At 67.2% G+C, this 14,978-nt stretch carries 16 protein-coding genes and 5 tRNA genes; 5 read left to right on the top strand and 16 right to left on the bottom strand.

Features of this window, described 5'->3' with window-relative positions; translation table 11 throughout:
• The 3 genes from AC5P9C_RS05635 to AC5P9C_RS05625 form a co-directional block, all read left to right on the top strand.
• Positions 1-277, top strand: a 277-nt coding sequence (locus tag AC5P9C_RS05635; protein WP_495205104.1) for a hypothetical protein, incomplete at its 5' end; no start/stop codon positions are given.
• The gene (locus AC5P9C_RS05630) at positions 270-449 is read left to right on the top strand and encodes a hypothetical protein (RefSeq protein WP_495205103.1); all 180 of its coding nucleotides are present in this window, start codon (positions 270-272) and stop codon (positions 447-449) included. The genes AC5P9C_RS05635 and AC5P9C_RS05630, both read left to right, overlap by 8 nt.
• Positions 446-796: a helix-turn-helix domain-containing protein gene (locus tag AC5P9C_RS05625; RefSeq protein ID WP_495205102.1), complete on the top strand. Its 351-nt coding sequence runs from the start codon at positions 446-448 to the stop codon at positions 794-796. Before AC5P9C_RS05630 ends, AC5P9C_RS05625 begins: the two co-directional genes overlap by 4 nt.
• Here the strand turns inward: AC5P9C_RS05625 and AC5P9C_RS05620 are convergent.
• From AC5P9C_RS05620 to AC5P9C_RS05605, 4 genes are all read right to left on the bottom strand, one after another.
• Positions 784-1,899 (bottom strand): site-specific integrase, encoded by a 1,116-nt coding sequence (locus AC5P9C_RS05620; RefSeq protein ID WP_495205101.1) that lies wholly within the window; start codon positions 1,897-1,899, stop codon positions 784-786. The genes AC5P9C_RS05625 and AC5P9C_RS05620 overlap by 13 nt on opposite strands.
• A gap of 161 nt (positions 1,900-2,060) precedes the next feature.
• Positions 2,061-2,134, bottom strand: a tRNA-Cys gene (locus tag AC5P9C_RS05615).
• Positions 2,135-2,200: 66 nt separating this feature from the next.
• Positions 2,201-2,276 (bottom strand) — tRNA-Gly (locus AC5P9C_RS05610).
• Between the two features lie 142 nt (positions 2,277-2,418).
• Positions 2,419-2,494: transfer RNA gene (locus AC5P9C_RS05605), tRNA-Gly, on the bottom strand.
• 128 nt (positions 2,495-2,622) lie between these two features.
• Here AC5P9C_RS05605 and AC5P9C_RS05600 point away from each other — a divergent pair.
• On the top strand, positions 2,623-3,024 hold the full coding sequence (locus tag AC5P9C_RS05600; protein WP_150827273.1) for a hypothetical protein: 402 nt from the start codon (positions 2,623-2,625) through the stop codon (positions 3,022-3,024).
• Positions 3,017-3,439 carry a hypothetical protein gene (locus tag AC5P9C_RS05595; RefSeq protein WP_103283305.1) on the top strand — a complete coding sequence of 141 codons (423 nt, stop codon included), beginning with the start codon at positions 3,017-3,019 and terminating at the stop codon, positions 3,437-3,439. Before AC5P9C_RS05600 ends, AC5P9C_RS05595 begins: the two co-directional genes overlap by 8 nt.
• Positions 3,440-3,447: 8 nt before the next feature.
• Here the strand turns inward: AC5P9C_RS05595 and AC5P9C_RS05590 are convergent, their stop codons facing one another.
• The 12 genes from AC5P9C_RS05590 to kdsB form a co-directional block, all read right to left on the bottom strand.
• A complete protein-coding gene (locus tag AC5P9C_RS05590; protein ID WP_057493623.1) occupies positions 3,448-4,368 on the bottom strand; it encodes an HlyD family secretion protein in 921 nt (306 codons plus the stop codon).
• Positions 4,365-5,093 (bottom strand): ABC transporter ATP-binding protein, encoded by a 729-nt coding sequence (locus AC5P9C_RS05585; protein WP_074725931.1) that lies wholly within the window; start codon positions 5,091-5,093, stop codon positions 4,365-4,367. Before AC5P9C_RS05585 ends, AC5P9C_RS05590 begins: the two co-directional genes overlap by 4 nt.
• Before the next feature lie 10 nt (positions 5,094-5,103).
• Positions 5,104-6,243, bottom strand: a complete 1,140-nt coding sequence (locus tag AC5P9C_RS05580) for an ABC transporter permease (protein WP_053463476.1) — start codon at positions 6,241-6,243, stop codon at positions 5,104-5,106.
• Positions 6,240-7,703: an efflux transporter outer membrane subunit gene (locus AC5P9C_RS05575; RefSeq protein ID WP_343540662.1), complete on the bottom strand. Its 1,464-nt coding sequence runs from the start codon at positions 7,701-7,703 to the stop codon at positions 6,240-6,242. The genes AC5P9C_RS05580 and AC5P9C_RS05575 overlap by 4 nt, the downstream gene beginning before the upstream one ends.
• A 370-nt stretch (positions 7,704-8,073) precedes the next feature.
• Positions 8,074-8,149, bottom strand: a tRNA-Gly gene (locus tag AC5P9C_RS05570).
• A 113-nt stretch (positions 8,150-8,262) separates the two neighbouring features.
• Positions 8,263-9,369, bottom strand: a complete 1,107-nt coding sequence (locus AC5P9C_RS05565) for an NAD(P)/FAD-dependent oxidoreductase (RefSeq protein ID WP_343540660.1) — start codon at positions 9,367-9,369, stop codon at positions 8,263-8,265.
• 138 nt (positions 9,370-9,507) lie between these two features.
• Positions 9,508-9,583 (bottom strand) — tRNA-Gly (locus tag AC5P9C_RS05560).
• A gap of 235 nt (positions 9,584-9,818) precedes the next feature.
• On the bottom strand, positions 9,819-10,445 hold the full coding sequence (pgsA, locus tag AC5P9C_RS05555; protein WP_049464736.1) for a CDP-diacylglycerol--glycerol-3-phosphate 3-phosphatidyltransferase: 627 nt from the start codon (positions 10,443-10,445) through the stop codon (positions 9,819-9,821).
• 18 nt (positions 10,446-10,463) lie between these two features.
• Entirely contained in the window at positions 10,464-12,308 is a 1,845-nt protein-coding gene (uvrC, locus tag AC5P9C_RS05550) for an excinuclease ABC subunit UvrC (protein ID WP_343540658.1), read from the bottom strand.
• Positions 12,305-13,717: a hypothetical protein gene (locus AC5P9C_RS05545; protein WP_053463480.1), complete on the bottom strand. Its 1,413-nt coding sequence runs from the start codon at positions 13,715-13,717 to the stop codon at positions 12,305-12,307. The genes uvrC and AC5P9C_RS05545 overlap by 4 nt, the downstream gene beginning before the upstream one ends.
• Positions 13,714-14,202, bottom strand: a complete 489-nt coding sequence (locus AC5P9C_RS05540; RefSeq protein WP_326422280.1) for a low molecular weight protein-tyrosine-phosphatase — start codon at positions 14,200-14,202, stop codon at positions 13,714-13,716. The genes AC5P9C_RS05545 and AC5P9C_RS05540 overlap by 4 nt, the downstream gene beginning before the upstream one ends.
• Positions 14,199-14,972, bottom strand: coding sequence for a 3-deoxy-manno-octulosonate cytidylyltransferase (kdsB, locus tag AC5P9C_RS05535; protein WP_326422279.1), 774 nt, complete (start codon positions 14,970-14,972; stop codon positions 14,199-14,201). The genes AC5P9C_RS05540 and kdsB overlap by 4 nt, the downstream gene beginning before the upstream one ends.
• Positions 14,973-14,978 lie beyond the last annotated feature (6 nt).

Raw genomic sequence — 14,978 nt, 5'->3', positions numbered from 1 at the left:
GAAGATGAGTTCGAAGGTCGCATCGGTGCAAACCGCGCAAAGGCGGTGGCCAATGGCTGACCAGCTGCTCAACGTGCATCCAGTGCGCGTAGTGGTGAACGCGAAGTTCATTGCGAGTCCCGGTGTGTCCGTGCTTGAGGGTCGCTTCCAGTGCGAACTGGATTGCGGCCACATCGTCATGCGGCAAGGGGTACACGTGCGCGGCACCAGGTTCTCTATTCGGGCGCCCCACAGCGCCCAGTGCAACCAATGCAAGAAGGAGCCCGCCCATGGCTGAGCGAAATCCGTATGGCCGCACTGGCGACGATATGGATCTGCCCGAGGGCAAGACCTGCGGCGACTGCGTGCACTGCCGGCGCTGCACCGCCATGTTCGGCCACATCCCTGCAGACGAAAGCTGTGACTGGTCGCCATCCCGTTACCGCGAAGCTGACAGGAGCAACCCTTGAGCGCTAAGCGACAACAGGTCATGGACGACATTCACGACACCATGGGTCTGGAAGGCGCCGCAAGGATGCTGCGGCTCGGCCTGGAAGCGATGAAAGACCTGGTGGACAAGGGCGAGGTGCCAGCCGTGCGGCTGAACCAGAAACACACGGTCATGCTGCGTGAGGACCTGATCGACTTCCTGCGCTCGGAAGGGCGCAGGCAAGCTGCTGAGCGCAAGAAGTCGGCGATCGGCATCCAGCCTGCAGCCAACTCACCCGCACCTGGACCGACAAGACGTGCAAGCAAGTCGCGTCGCACCAGGCTGCCCGACCTCCGCGCCTACGAGCAGGCCGATCACCAGAGTTGATCGGCCAAATCAGAAGCGCGGAGGTTGGCGTACCGCTTCAACTGTCGCGGATCGCGATGCCCAGTGATGCTCGCGATCTTGATGTCTGTCAGCGTGGTCTTTTCGTACAGGCGGCTCGTCGCTTCGTGACGCAGATCGTGGAAGCCTAGATCTGCGCACCCGGCTGCGACAAAGATGCGCTCGAACTGGCGCGACAGCTTGCTCGATACACGCCGCAGGGCCAGCGGCGTACGCTCGCCTCCCCAGAACGGGAATAGACGGCCTTCGAAATCACCCTCATACGCAGCAAGCTTCGCCATCAGTACCGAAGTCATGGGTACCTGACGCTTGCTCCCGTTCTTTGTCTTGTCCAAGAAGATCGTACGCCGCGCCACATCGAGTTGGCTGCGCTCTAGCGTGTAGATCTCCCGCATGCGCATGGCGGTTTCCAGCGCCATGTCGAACATTAGAATCAGCGCCTCCCGCTGCGGCAGATCGAGCGGCCGCTGCCGCCCCGGCGGCTTTGCGCCGGCGAGGATCTCGCGGATGCGTTCTTCCTCACCAGGCTCCAGCCGGCGATCGCGCTCCTGGTCAGCTTTCGCTTCACCATCTATGCGCTTCACGGCGATCTTGTCATCAGCCGTATACGTCGAATAACCCCGAGGCAGGAGTCGCAGCGGGTTCATTGGCAGCGCGCCGTGAGCAGCCAGCCAATCCAAGGCACGCGAGAGCGCCCCCACATAGTGTCGAATCGTTGATGGCGCAAGGTTCTGCTCGCGCTTCATGGCGGTCACCCACTCAGTCGCCCAGGTGAAGGTCAGCTGCGGCAGCGTAATGCCGATCGGCAGTCGCGAAAGCAGCACAGGCAGCAGTTGCTCATCATCCACCGAGATGTGCTGCGCGCTCCGATACTCGCTGACCTGGCTGCGTAGATCCTTCGCAGCCGCCTTGGTATTGGCCAGCTCCTCCGGCACCACCCCACGGTCGAGCAACGCCTCGAGGCGGCGCACATACTCGTCGCCCTCTGCCTCCGACGCAAAGCTCAGGTAGACCGGCTGGGGCAGCAGTCCCGCTCGCTTAATCGTGTACTGCCAGGAGTCGCCCCGGCGTCGCTTGGTTGCCATCCCTGTTCAAACTCACGTAAACGCACTCGGCACATGTTAACGCGAGTTTGCCACCCGAAAACGGGTGGCAGACCGATGATTTCAGGCCCGAATCAGGGGATTTTGGCTAGCACCGCAAAACGTCAGGCAAAGAAAAAGCCCTGATAAATCAGGGCTTTATTTGGAGGCCTCAAGCGGAATCGAACCGCTGTAAACGGATTTGCAATCCGGTGCATAGCCACTCTGCCATGAGGCCAACGTACTGCACGCCAGGAACACTGCCCTGACAAGACAAAACCCCAAGATGGGGCCTGTCGGAACATGGAGCGGGAAACGAGACTCGAACTCGCGACCTCAACCTTGGCAAGGTTGCGCTCTACCAACTGAGCTATTCCCGCGTAAGCCGACATGGTACCGGAAATCCGGGACACACACCAGCGATTTCACCTTTCTGACTGCGCGCAGAGCCTTGTGGCCCAACGTGCCCCGCCTTGCCGTGGCGGGAGAAAAACAAGGCCCCTGTCGGGGCCCTGTAGAATCTGGAGCGGGAAACGAGACTCGAACTCGCGACCTCAACCTTGGCAAGGTTGCGCTCTACCAACTGAGCTATTCCCGCAGATTCTTCGACCTGCGTCGAAGGAGCGCCATTGTGTCCAAATTCCTTCACGCCGTCAACAGTCTTCACATCATGCGGTCACGGGCGTCCGCAGTGGGGTACGCTGCCCCGCCCGGCCTCGTTCACCGATGCTCCTTCGCGGCACGCCCCTGTTGATCGCCCTGCTGCTGCATCTGCTGGTGGCCCTGCTGTACTGGGCACTGATGCCGATGGGAATGAACTGGTATCGCGACCATTTCGGCTTTGCTTCACATCGTGACATCGGCTTGGGCATCGCCCAGTTCCATCTGTTCTGGATGTTCATTGGCGCCCAGCCGCTGATCGCGATGCTGCGGCCGCTGTTTGCCAAGCTGCTGGTGCTGGCGATTCCCCTGGCGTTCGCGAGCTGGACACTGATGCACAACCATCCGCTGCGCCTGCTGTACTTCACCCTCGGGCCCGGCCTGCTGGCACTGGCCGCGATTGCCATTTCCGCGTGGTATGCATCACACAACCGCCTGCCTGCCACCACGGACACCACCAATGCCTAGACGCTACGTCCGCCTGTTCTGGCTGCTGGTTTCATTGACCTGGCTGGCGCTGATCGCGGCCTTGGTCAACGCCGGTTTCACCCCGGACTACTGGCTGCTGCACCACCTGGAAGGTGCCGAGTCGCCCTACCCGACCAGCACTGTCATCGTGTTCGCGTTGCTGGGCACGGTCGAACTGGTGGTGGCCGCCTTGATCGTGCGGCCGTGGAGACTGAAACGCCTGTGGCTGCGCCTGCTGATCGCCTTCGCCCTGCTGCTGCTGTGGTCGGTGCCGTGGATGCTGTCGGCGATGCACCAGCCGCCGGTACAAGGCATGCACCTGCTGTGGCTGCTGCTGTTGGACGTGGGCCTGCTGCTGGCGCTGTGCGGGGTGTCGGCGGTGAGCGCATGGCGGGCGTTCAGGCGTCCGCCATAACGCTAGGCCTACTTCCGGAACTCCACCCGCACATGCTGGCCGAAGCGTGCCTTGGCCTCGCCGTCGAACTCCAGCACGCACTCCACCACCTTGGCCACGCCACGCCCCGCGTCTTCAGGCAGGCGGGCCTGCGCGAACACCGGGCTGATGCGTACCACGCGTGCGGTCGGCAGCGTGCCGGTGTTCTCGGCACCATCGCTGTCCGGTACCACCGTCGCTTTCATGCCTACCTGCACCGCGTCGGCATAGGCGGCACTGAGTTCGGCACGCACCTGCAGCGGGCGTGCCGGCAGCAGCGAGATCGCCGGCTTGCCGGCCTGCACGAAGGCACCCAGGCCCGGCACCTGGCCGACCACGGTGCCGGCTTCCGGTGCACTCAACGACATCTGCTGCAGTTTCAACCTGGCGTGCTCCAGCTTGTGCTGGGCCATGTCGACCTGCGCACCCGCCACGTCGACGTCGGCGCGAACAACCGCCAGCTGCTGCCTGGCCGCATCGGCCTGCTGGTTGGATGACACCCCTTCGCTGGCGCCGGTGGACAGGCGGGTGGCGTTGCGCTCCAGTTCGCGCAGCTGCGCCTGGCTGCCCTTCAGGCGATCATTGGCCAGGGCCAGATCGGCGGTGGCCATCGCCACTTCCTGCTGCAGCAGCGCGCCATCCAGCGACAGCAGCAGCTGCCCCTTCTTGACCGTGGCGCCCTCCTTCACCGGCGCAGCGGTGATCGAGCCATCCACCGGCGGTGCAAGCGCGATCAGGCCGCCCTCGACATCGATGATGCCGCGCGCGACCGCAACCTTGCCGGCGGCGGCTGCATCGGCCTTGCCCGAAGGCGGCTGTACAGGCGCGGGCGCGTCCCTGGAACAGGCGCCGAGCAGCAGTGCCGCGGAGAGGGCCAGGCTGAGGGGAAGCAGGTGCGGCGTCTTGATCATGGGGCGGACTCTACGGTTTCGTTCTGGCGGCGGTCATCACGGACCATGCCGTCTTCCATGGCGATCACCCGATCCGCATGCCGGATCAGGCGCGGATCGTGGCTCACGCACAGCACGGTGGCGCCGTGCGCCCGCGCATAGCGATGCAGGATGTCGATCACGCGCTGACCGTTCTCGGCGTCCAGCGCGCTGGTGGGTTCGTCGGCGAAGATCAGCGTTGGCGACTTGGCGAAGGCACGGGCCACCGCCACGCGCTGCTTCTCACCGCCGGACAGCTGCGCCGGGCGCATGTGGCTGCGGTGGCTGAGGCCAACCTCTTCCAGCGCCCTGCGGGCCAGTGGTTCGCTTTCGCGATCGCGCATGCCGCGGTAGCCCAGCGGCAGCTGCACCTGCTCCAGCGCGGTCAGCGCCGGGAACAGGTTGAAGCCCTGGAACACGAAGCCGACATGGTGCAGGCGGAACCGCTCCACCTCGCCGCGGGTCATGTGCCCCACATCCTGGCCCAGCGCGTGCACCCGCCCACCATCGGGCGCGGACAGGCCGGACAGCAGCGACAACAGCGTGCTCTTGCCGCACCCCGAAGGCCCCGACACCAGGGTCAGCTCGCCGGGGTAGATGTCCAGCGACAGGCCACGCAGCACCGGCACCTGTACATCGCCGGACATGAAGCCTTTCTCCAGTGCGTCGGCCTGCAATGTGGGGGCGATGGCATGTTTGGAGGTCATCGGCCGGTCCTCAACGCAGCAGCAACGATGGATCGGAGCGGACCACACTGCGCACCGCCATGATGCTCGACAGCATGGCCATCACCGCGACCAGCGCCACGCAGCCCAGGATCACCATCGGCGTCAGCTGCACCGGTACGCGCTGGGTCTGCGCGATCAGCAGCACCACGGTACTGAAGGCCGCTGCCAGCAACATGCCTACGCCGCCGATCAGCAAGGCCTGCTCGAACACCACCCGTGCCAGCGCGTAGCGACCGGCACCGAGTGCATTGAGCGTGGCGTACTCGCGCACCGAGCCGGCCACCACCGAGGCGAATGACTGGTTGGTGATCACCGCACCGACGAAGCAGACGATGACCGCCATGAACAGCACCGCGATGCCGGCGCCGGTATCGAACAGCCAATATTGCTGCGAGCGGCTGGCGAACTCCGGCGCGGTCCAGAACTCGACCGGCGTCGCCTGGCCCATCGATGCAGACAGGCGATCGCGCACGTGACCGGCGAGGTCCGGCGAACGCAGGCCCGCCACGAAATAGGTACTGCCCTCGTGCGGATCCGTGCCGGCAATGGCGCGCGCGGTATCCAGCGAGGCCAGCACATTGACGCCGCCAAGGCCCCGCAGCCCCGGTTGCGCGGCGACCACGCGCACGGCCTTGCCGTTGATCCACGCGCGGTTGTTCTGCAGGTCCACGCCCAGCGTATCCAGGTCGGCGCTGTCGACGATCACCGCGCCGGGCTCGCGCAGCTGTGCGCGCAGGTCGGCAGGCAGGATGCGCGCGAACATCATTGCGTCGTCGCGGGTGGAGATGCCGGACAGGTACACCGACACGTTGCCGGTGCCCTGCGCGCCGGAACGCCATTCGCCGTCGACCCACTCGTAGGGCTCGACGCGGGTGACATCCGGGTCCATGCGCAGGTGGCTTTCCACGTCGGCGCTGATCGCATGGCCGTAGTTGACGCTCTGCGTGCCCGGGAAACCTGCCCAGATATCGGCCGAGGATGCCTTTACGTAGATCGCGGCGGTACCAAAGATGCCCAGCACCAGCGCCGCCTGCACGATCAGCAGCACGCCGGCAAAACACATCGCCAGCACCACCGGCAGGAACCGGCGCCACTCATAGGCCAGGGTCTTGCGGGCCAGCGCGATCATTGTGATGGCTCCCCAGCTCCGGCCGGCAGCGGCGCGCCCCCGAGGGCGCGGTACAGCGAGGCGAACGCCAGCACGCGTGCGCCCTGTGCACCGATGAGATCGGCCTGCGAGGCCAGTGCGGCACGCTGCGTGTCCAGACCCTCGAACTCGCTGGACAGGCCCAGCTGCACCTGCCGCGCCTGGCGCTTGACCTGCTGGCTGGCAACATCATTGGCCGCACGCAGCGACTGGATGCTGCTGTCCTGGCGCGCCAGGCTGCCCAACGCGCCCTCCACCTCGCTCACGCCTTCCAGCACCGCCTTGCGGTAGCCCAGCAAGGCGGCATCCAGTTGCTTCTCATCGGCATGGAAGCGCGCTCGGCGCTGCCCCCAGTCCCACAGCGGAATATCGATGTACGGGCCGATCGACGGGCTGGAGTCGGAATTGGAACGGGCGTTCTGGGTGAGGTTGTAGGCGTACAGGATCGAGCCACCCAGGCTGATCCGCGGATACATCGCAGCGCGCGCCGCGCCCTTGCTGGCGGCGGCCTGCATCACCTCCGATTCGGCCAGCAGGATCTGCGGTCGATGTCGCAGCAGGTCAGCCGGGACCTGCTGCAGCGTGAACGCACCCAGCGTCGGCGGGGTGCGGTAGGCGTGCCAGGCCGGATCCGGACGCTCGCGGCCCAGCAGCAATGCCAGCGCACGGGCGGCGTTGTCGGCGTTTTCCCGCGCCTGCGCGATGGCCGCACGGGTGGCCGCCTGCCGCGCGCGCAGCCGTTCCAGCTCGCCCGGCTCATCCAGACGCAGCCGCTGCCGGACCAGCGCCAGCTGTTCGCCGCGGTCGTCCACGGCCTGCTGTCGGGCCAGCAGATCCTGCTGGGCCTGCGCTACGGTCAGGTCGAGATAGCTGCGTACCACATCGGCGATCACCGCCACCTGTGCGGCATTGCGCAGGGCCACGGCGTTGCCGGCCGAGGCCTGAGCGCTCAACTGCGCGCTCTCGGCGGCACCGAACAGGCCCAGGTCCCAGATCGCTTCGATGCCGGCATGGAAGTAGGTGTCGACAGCGGCAGCGTCCTGCACCTGCTTGGCGCTGGCGGTGATTTCCGGCAGGAAGCGCGAATCGGAGGTGCCGGCGACGATCCGTACGGCCTGCAGCCGCAACGTCGCCTGCTGCAGGTCCAGATTGCCGGCGACGGCCTGATCGACCAGGCCGTCCAGCGCTGGGTCGGACAGCACTTTCCACCACTGCCTGGCGTCCACCGCCACGCCCTGCCCCTGCGGCACCTGGGTCCAGGCGGTGGGTGTGCGGTCAGGCAGGTCCGGAACCGGTACCGACATGCAGCCGGTCAGCGCCAGGCTTGCCAACAATGCGCCGGGCCGCAGCAGCGCCTGCAGGGAGAATGCTCGCCCGGTCCTGGGCACCGCCACTGGAGTGATACGCCTGACCACCAGCCCGCCAACGTGTAGAAGGAGCATGAAGGCTACCGTGCGATTGTGGAGCGAACATGGAGAAATGGTCCGAAAACGGTCACAACACGCGTGCGGTTCAGGCAACGATGGCGCAGGCCTTTCGCCAGCCTTTCACTGCCTGCAGCAGGCGGAACACTGATGCAGATTCCAGGTCATTGCCTCTTGCAGCAGCCCACCTCGCGCCAGGGCTTCCGATCGTCCCCACGATCGCCGCGCCCCCCGTCATGCCGATTGCGACGCAAATGTCGGAATCGCCCCCCCAGAGGCACACTTACCACGCCCCCCATGAAAATGTCGTGGCCTGACTGTAGCGACCCGCGTAGCCAACACCATGACAAACGAAAAACGCCCCCTTGCGGGAGCGTTTTTCTGAATCTGGAGCGGGAAACGAGACTCGAACTCGCGACCTCAACCTTGGCAAGGTTGCGCTCTACCAACTGAGCTATTCCCGCAGATTTCGTTCGACCTGCGTCGAAGGAGCGCTATTGTGTCGGGATCGCTGCACGGCGTCAACCGGAATTTTCACCTGTGCGACGGGGTAGCGTTCAGGCGCTTGGCCTTGGCTTCAGGCACGCAGGCCGCGGCGGTGGAAGTAGACCTGCTCGGCAATGCGACGCGTGGCCGCCGTGTGCAGCAGCGCGTTGAGCGGCCAGTCGGCCTGCAGATGGTCCATGGCCCAGCGCAGCAGGCGCTTGCCATGGAAGGCCGGCGCCACCTGCCGCGCCACCCGCTCGGCGTCCGGCCCCTGGCCACGCAGATGCCGGGCAATCGCCTCGCCGACGGCCCAGCCATGCCGCCATGAGGAATGGATGCCCCCGGCCGAGAGCGGAGAGACGATGCCCGCCGCGTCGCCGGTCAGGACCACGCGCTGGCCGGTGATCGGCCCGTCCGGCCGGCCGCAGGGCACCAGCCCTGCGCGGGTGCCCGAGGGACGCGCCGAAGGCGGAATGCCGACCCCATCGCGCACGTGGTCGAGGAAGCCATCGATATCCGGCGGCCGTACCTGTTGCGGGTCATGACGCAGCGCCAATCCGACCTGCAGGCCGGTTGGATTCTGCGCGACCCAACCGATATAACCCGGCGCGTAGCGCTTGCTGACAAAGCAATGCAGCGCATTGCCCTGCGCCACCTGCAGGCCGGCGAACTCGCGCTCGACGCCGTAGAGGGTGTCGCGCACCTGGCCAAGGCCGGTGCGCTGGGCCACGCGTGAGCGTGCGCCATCAGCACCGACCAGATAGGCGCAGCGCCCTGCCCCTTCCACCTGCCAGCCGTCACCACAGCGACGAGCGTCGGTGAAGAACTGCTGCAGGCGCAGGTCGACACCGTTCGCGCGCAGTTCGCTGGCCAGCCAACGCATCACGTTCGGCGTATCGGTAGTGAGGAAGTAATAGCCCGGCGCGGCCAGCAACACGCTGCGCAGGTTCGGCGCATACAGGCGCACGTTGGCAACGCGCTGCACGAGGTGCTCGGGCATGCGCCCCAGCCAGGTCTGCTCCATCGCCTCTTTCACCACGATGCCGGTGGTGTGCAGGCGCTCGCCGGGGTCGGCCTTGCGTTCCAGCACGCAGACGCGCAGACCGTACTGGGCGGCAGCCAGTGCGCAGGCGGCACCGGCGAAACTGGCGCCGACGATGATGACGTCGTGGTCGTAGGCGGAGGGAGTGTGAGGCATTGCGGCATCGCCGTGGAGAATCGGAGATGCAGCTTCGAACTGCCGCGTGGCGAGCCGAAGGAGTGGCGGTGAAGTGGGGATGAAGCGCGGAATACGCAAACGAAAAACGCCCCCTTGCGGGAGCGTTTTTCTTGAATCTGGAGCGGGAAACGAGACTCGAACTCGCGACCTCAACCTTGGCAAGGTTGCGCTCTACCAACTGAGCTATTCCCGCTTGGGAGGCGAAATTCTACCTATTCTGGGAATGGCGTCAAGCGGTTTTTTCGGGGCCTGCGAGGCGCCTTGCACCGCGTATCCACGCATGGCGTGGATCTACTACAGCATCCCCGCACACCGATGGATCCGCATCCTTCGTGGATGCGGCATTTCCAGTGGATCCACGCCATGCGTGGATGGCAGCAACCGTGGTGTCAGAGCCCTTTCCTGCGGACAGGGATCCGACCCCAGGCTCAGTTGCCCAGCTTCTTCTGCCGCGAGCGCTCGCGCGCGGCACGCTCATCCTCGCGCAGGCTCGGCCAGGCGGCGTGCAGGTACTGCAGGCCCGACCACAGCGTCAGCACCGCGGCGATGGCCAGGGTCCAGTCGCCGATGTGGAACACCGGCCAGCCCATCCAGATGTCCTGCACCGGCACGTTCGGCGCCACCGAGTACAGCAGGCACAGCAGCGCGACCATCTGCGCGGTGGTCTTGATCTTGCCGATCATCGCCACGCGCACCTTGGCGCGCTGGCCCAGCTCGGCCATCCATTCGCGCAGCGCCGACACCGCGATCTCGCGGCCGACGATCACCGCCGCCCAGAACGCCATCCACGGCGTCGGATGGCCCTGCACGATCAGGAACAGCGCCACTGCCACCATCAGCTTGTCCGCGACCGGGTCGAGGAAGGCGCCGAAGGCCGACTCCAGCTGGTAACGGCGTGCGATCCAGCCGTCGAGCCAGTCGGTGATCGCGGCCAGGCCGAAGATCGCCGCCGAAGCGAAGTTGGTCCAGGTATAGGGCAGGTAGAACACCAGCACCAGCACCGGGATCATCACGATCCGCAACAACGTCAGCCAGGTGGGCAGGGTCAACTTCATGCTTGCGTGCTTCTCTCTCTACTCGGCCGCATCGGGCGTGGCCAACCCGTGCAGGTTAGCGTAGATGCGTGCCGCGAGGGCGTCATTGATGCCTTCCACCTTGGCGATTTCGGCTTCGCCGGCCGCTTTCAGGCCCACCAGGCCGCCGAAATGCTTGAGCAGGCTGGCCCGGCGGCGCGGCCCGATGCCGGGGATGTCCTCCAGCTTGCTGGTCATCCGCGCCTTCTGGCGGCGGCCGCGATGACCGGTGATGGCGAAGCGGTGGGCTTCATCGCGAACCTGCTGGATGAACTGCAGCGCCGGGTTGGCCGCGCCCGGGCGCAGCTCGCGTCCACCGGGCATCACCAGCGCCTCATGGCCTGCGCGGCGCTCCACGCCCTTGGCCACGCCCACCAGCAGCACCCCTTCCACGCCCAGGTCGGCCAGTGCGGCCTCGGCCTGCGCCAGCTGGCCGGCCCCACCGTCGATCAGCAGGACGTCCGGCAGCACGCCCTGCTCTTCCACGGCGCGGCGGAAACGGCGGTCGATGGCCTGGCGCATGGCCGCATAGTCGTCGCCCGGCTCGATGCCGCTGATGTTGAAACGGCGGTACTGCGCGCGCACCGGACCGGCCGCGTCGAACACCACGCACGAGGCCACGGTGGCCTCGCCCAGCGTGTGGCTGATATCGAAGCACTCGACCCGCTTCACCGGCTCGGCCAGGCCGAGCATCTCGCGCAGCGCATCACTGCGTGCGTGCTGTGCGTTGCGGCTGTTGAGCTCCGTGGCCAGGGTCAGCTGCGCATTGCGGCTGGCCAGCTCCACGTAGCCGGCGCGCTCGCCGCGCACGTTCCACCTCAGCTGCACCTTGCGCTCGGCCGAGGCCGAGAGCGCGGCGACCAGCAGGTCGGCGTCGGGAATTTCGCGGTCCAGCAGGATCTCGCGCGGCGGCTCGAACTCGATGTAGTACTGCGAAACGAACGCGGCCAGCACTTCTTCCGGGCTCTCCTCACCATTGGTGCGGGGGAAGAACGGGCGGGTACCGAGGTTGCGGCCATCGCGGAACGCCAGCAGCAGCACGCAGGCCTGCGACCCCTGCATGGCCACCGCCAGCACGTCCAGGTCCGCGGCGCGACCGTCCACGTACTGCCGGGTCTGCATGCTGCGCAGCGAGGAAATCAGATCGCGCAGGCGCGCGGCCTGCTCGAACTCCAGCGCCTCGCTGGCGGCCTGCATCTGCTCGCCCAGCTCGCGGGTGAGCTCGTCGCTCTTGCCTTCAAGGAACAGGGCGGCGCGGCGCACCGACTCGGCGTACTCCGCTGCCGGCACCAGCTCCACGCACGGCGCGCTGCAGCGCCCGATCTGGTACTGCAGGCACGGCCGCGAACGGTTGCGGAACACGCTGTCCTCGCAGCTGCGCAGCTTGAACAGCTTGTGCATCAGGTTCAGCGTTTCGCGCACCGCAGTGACGCCCGGGTACGGACCGAAATAGCGGCCCGGAATGGCACGCGGGCCGCGATGCAGCGCGATGCGCGGCCAGTCCTCACGGGTCAGCAGCACATGCGGATAGGTCTTGTCGTCGCGCAGGGAGACGTTGTAGCGCGGCGACAGCGATTTGATCAGCTGGTTTTCCAGCAGCAGCGCCTCGGCTTCCGAGCGCGTCACGGTCACGTCCATGCGCGTGATCTGCGAGATCATCGACATGATCCGCGCATTCTTCGGGCTGCCGTTGAAATAGCTGCCGACACGGTTGCGCAGCGCGCGCGCCTTGCCCACGTACAGCAGCGTGTCGTCGGCGGCGTACATGCGGTACACGCCGGGTGCAGTGCTGAGCTGGGACGCGAAGGCCTTGCCGTCGAAGGCCGGGGCGGGAACGTCGGTCATTCGCTGATCGGGACTTCGCTGAGCACGCCGCTGTCGGGGTCGAATCGCAGCACGGCGTGGGCGTCGGTCTCCGCGATCCACACCGCCCCGGCGCCCACCGCCAGCCCGGCCGGGCCATGCAGGCGACGCGGCAGCGGCTGGGTGGTCAACTCACCGCCGCCCAGGCGCAGCGTGCGCAGGCGGCCATTGCCGCTATCGGCAATCCACAGCAGCGGCGCCTCCGGGCTCAGCGCAATGGCCTGCGGGAACTGCAGGCTGGCCTGCGCGCGCGGGCCGTCTTCACTGCCGAAGCGCCAAGGCCCCTGCCCGACCAGGGTCTGCACCAGATCGCCGCGCAGTTGCAGCGCACGGATAGAGGATCCCAGCGCATCGGCGACGTACAGCACCTGCTGCACCACGGCCAGCGCGGTCGGCTGGGCGAAGGCCGCCAGATGGCCGCTGCCGTCGCGCTCGTCGATGGCGCCGCTGCCGGCGCGCCACTGCAGGCTGCGCTGGCCGAGGTGGTAGCTCCAGATGCGGTTGTCGCCAGCCATCGCAATGTGCAGCTGGTTGTCGGCGATGGCCAGGCCGACCGGATGGTCCAGCGAGACCTGCCGCGCCTGCGCCACCGGCCCTTCCACCGGCGCGCCGGGACGCCCGTTGCCACACAGCGTGTCGACGATGCCGGTCAGCAGGTTGATGCGGCGCACGGCATGGTTGCCGGTATCGGCCACGTACAGCGAATCGCGCTCCAGCACCAGCGCCTGCGGGCGATGGAACGCCGCTTCGGCCAGGTTGCCGTCCATGAAATCAGCGGTGCCGAGGCCGAACTGGCGCAGGATGCGGCCGCCGTGGCTGCATTCGAGAATGCGGTGATGGCCGCTGTCGGCGATGTACAGACGCTCGGTGCTGACCGCCAGCCCCAGCGGAAAACGCAGGGCCTGGCGCGGTTCCGGGTGCAGTTCGCTGCCGCCACGCGGCGGCGCCGACGGAGCGCCCTGGCACAGCGCGTTCAAGGCGCGTTCGAGTTCACCGGGTGCGCCCTGCCCGACCAGCCGTTGCTGTTCGCGACCCTGCGCATCCAGCAACACCATGGTCGGCCAGGCGGTCACGCCGAAGCGGCGCCAGCCATCCCAGTCCGCGTCGAGGAGCACCGGCATGGCCAGGCCCTGGCGGCGCAGCAGCTTCAGCGCCGCGCTGGCGTCGCGCTCGAAGTCGAAGCGCGGCACCTGCAGCACCAGCGGCTGCAGCTTGCCGGGGTGGCGCGACAACCACTGGCCGAACTCGGCCAGGCGTTGCGCACTCCAGGCCGAGGCCGCGTTGACGAACAACAGCGCGACCGGCCGACCGCGCAGTTCGGTCAGGGTGCAGGGGGTGGCATTGAGCCAGGTGGCGAACTCGGGCAGGTCCGGGACGGGCTGGACGTTCATGACCCGATTATGCCGGAGTCGGCGTCATGCAACAGTCGTGCCACTGCACGTTTTGCAGCATCGTCGACCAGCGACCAGACCTGTTCGAAATGATCGCTGCCGCCGGTATAGGGATCGGGGATCGCTGCCCGCCCCTGCCCGCCGGACCAGGGCAGGTACAACGCCAGCCGTTCACGCTGGGCCGCCGACGCCAGGCGCCCGGCATCACGCAGGTTGGCCTCGTCGGCACACAGGACCCAGTCGAAACGGTCGAAATCCACGGCCTGTAGCTGGCGTGCGCGCAGGCCGCCGATGTCCACGCCGTGCCCGGCCGCGCAGGCGATCGCGCGGCGGTCCGGCGGCTGGCCCACGTGCCAGTCGCCGGTGCCAGCCGAATCGACCTGCACCCGCCCGGCCAGCGGCGAGGCTTCCAAGCGTGCGCGCAGCGCCCCTTCGGCCATCGGCGAACGGCAGATGTTGCCCAGGCAGACGAGCAGCAGCCTCATCGCGCGGTCGTCGCCTGCAGCAACGCCTCGGCCCGTTCCAGGTCCTCGGGCGTGTCGATGCCCGGCGGGAACGGCTCGGGCGAGATCGCCACGCTGATCGGGTAGCCTGCCTCCAGCACGCGCAGCTGCTCCAGCGATTCGACCTGCTCCAGCTGGCCCGGCGGCATCGCCGCAAACTGCTGCAGGAAACCGGCACGGTAACCGTAGATGCCGATGTGGCGCAGCCAGGCATGGCCTTCCGGCAGCGTGTCGCGGCTGCGCGCGAAACCATCACGGTGCCAGGCGATCGGTGCACGGCTGAAGTACATCGCCTCGTTGCGCACGTTGCGTACCAGCTTCACCACGTTCGGGTCGAACAAGGTGTGCGCGTCCTCGACGGTCGTGGCGAGAGTCGACATCGGCGCATTGCCGGCGACCAGCGCATCGGCCACCGCGCGGATGCCGGCCGCCGGTGCGAACGGTTCGTCGCCCTGCAGGTTGACCACCACCGTGTCACCGGCCCAGCCGGCGATGCGCGCGCACTCGGCCAGCCGATCGGTGCCGGAAGCGTGCGTGGCCGCGGTCATCGCCACCTTCACTTCGGCCAGCCCGGACAGCGCATCGGCGATGCGCGGGTCGTCGGTCGCCACCCAGACCTCGCGGGCGCCAGCCTGCAGCGCGCGGCGCGCCACATGCAGCACCAGCGGCTCACCGCCCAGCAGGCGCAACGGCTTGCCGGGCAGCCGCGAGGCAGCATAGCGGGCCGGGATGGCGACGACGAATTCGGTCATGTGGGC

This window comes from Stenotrophomonas sp. YJH_SMC_10, from assembly GCF_059371555.1.
This window is presented reverse-complemented; position numbering and strand designations above follow the sequence as displayed.

Bases quoted from the DNA above. Each gene is read 5' to 3' on its own strand.
- AC5P9C_RS05590 (WP_057493623.1), bottom strand. From the start codon at position 4,368: ATGATCAAGACGCCGCACCTGCTTCCCCTCAGCCTGGCCCTCTCCGCG.
- AC5P9C_RS05565 (WP_343540660.1), bottom strand. From the start codon at position 9,369: ATGCCTCACACTCCCTCCGCCTACGACCACGACGTCATCATCGTCGGC.
- AC5P9C_RS05540 (WP_326422280.1), bottom strand. From the start codon at position 14,202: ATGAGGCTGCTGCTCGTCTGCCTGGGCAACATCTGCCGTTCGCCGATG.
- AC5P9C_RS05575 (WP_343540662.1), bottom strand. From the start codon at position 7,703: ATGCTCCTTCTACACGTTGGCGGGCTGGTGGTCAGGCGTATCACTCCA.
- AC5P9C_RS05595 (WP_103283305.1), top strand. From the start codon at position 3,017: ATGCCTAGACGCTACGTCCGCCTGTTCTGGCTGCTGGTTTCATTGACC.
- AC5P9C_RS05600 (WP_150827273.1), top strand. From the start codon at position 2,623: ATGCTCCTTCGCGGCACGCCCCTGTTGATCGCCCTGCTGCTGCATCTG.
- AC5P9C_RS05585 (WP_074725931.1), bottom strand. From the start codon at position 5,093: ATGACCTCCAAACATGCCATCGCCCCCACATTGCAGGCCGACGCACTG.
- uvrC (WP_343540658.1), bottom strand. From the start codon at position 12,308: ATGACCGACGTTCCCGCCCCGGCCTTCGACGGCAAGGCCTTCGCGTCC.
- AC5P9C_RS05580 (WP_053463476.1), bottom strand. From the start codon at position 6,243: ATGATCGCGCTGGCCCGCAAGACCCTGGCCTATGAGTGGCGCCGGTTC.
- AC5P9C_RS05620 (WP_495205101.1), bottom strand. From the start codon at position 1,899: ATGGCAACCAAGCGACGCCGGGGCGACTCCTGGCAGTACACGATTAAG.
- kdsB (WP_326422279.1), bottom strand. From the start codon at position 14,972: ATGACCGAATTCGTCGTCGCCATCCCGGCCCGCTATGCTGCCTCGCGG.
- AC5P9C_RS05545 (WP_053463480.1), bottom strand. From the start codon at position 13,717: ATGAACGTCCAGCCCGTCCCGGACCTGCCCGAGTTCGCCACCTGGCTC.
- pgsA (WP_049464736.1), bottom strand. From the start codon at position 10,445: ATGAAGTTGACCCTGCCCACCTGGCTGACGTTGTTGCGGATCGTGATG.
- AC5P9C_RS05630 (WP_495205103.1), top strand. From the start codon at position 270: ATGGCTGAGCGAAATCCGTATGGCCGCACTGGCGACGATATGGATCTG.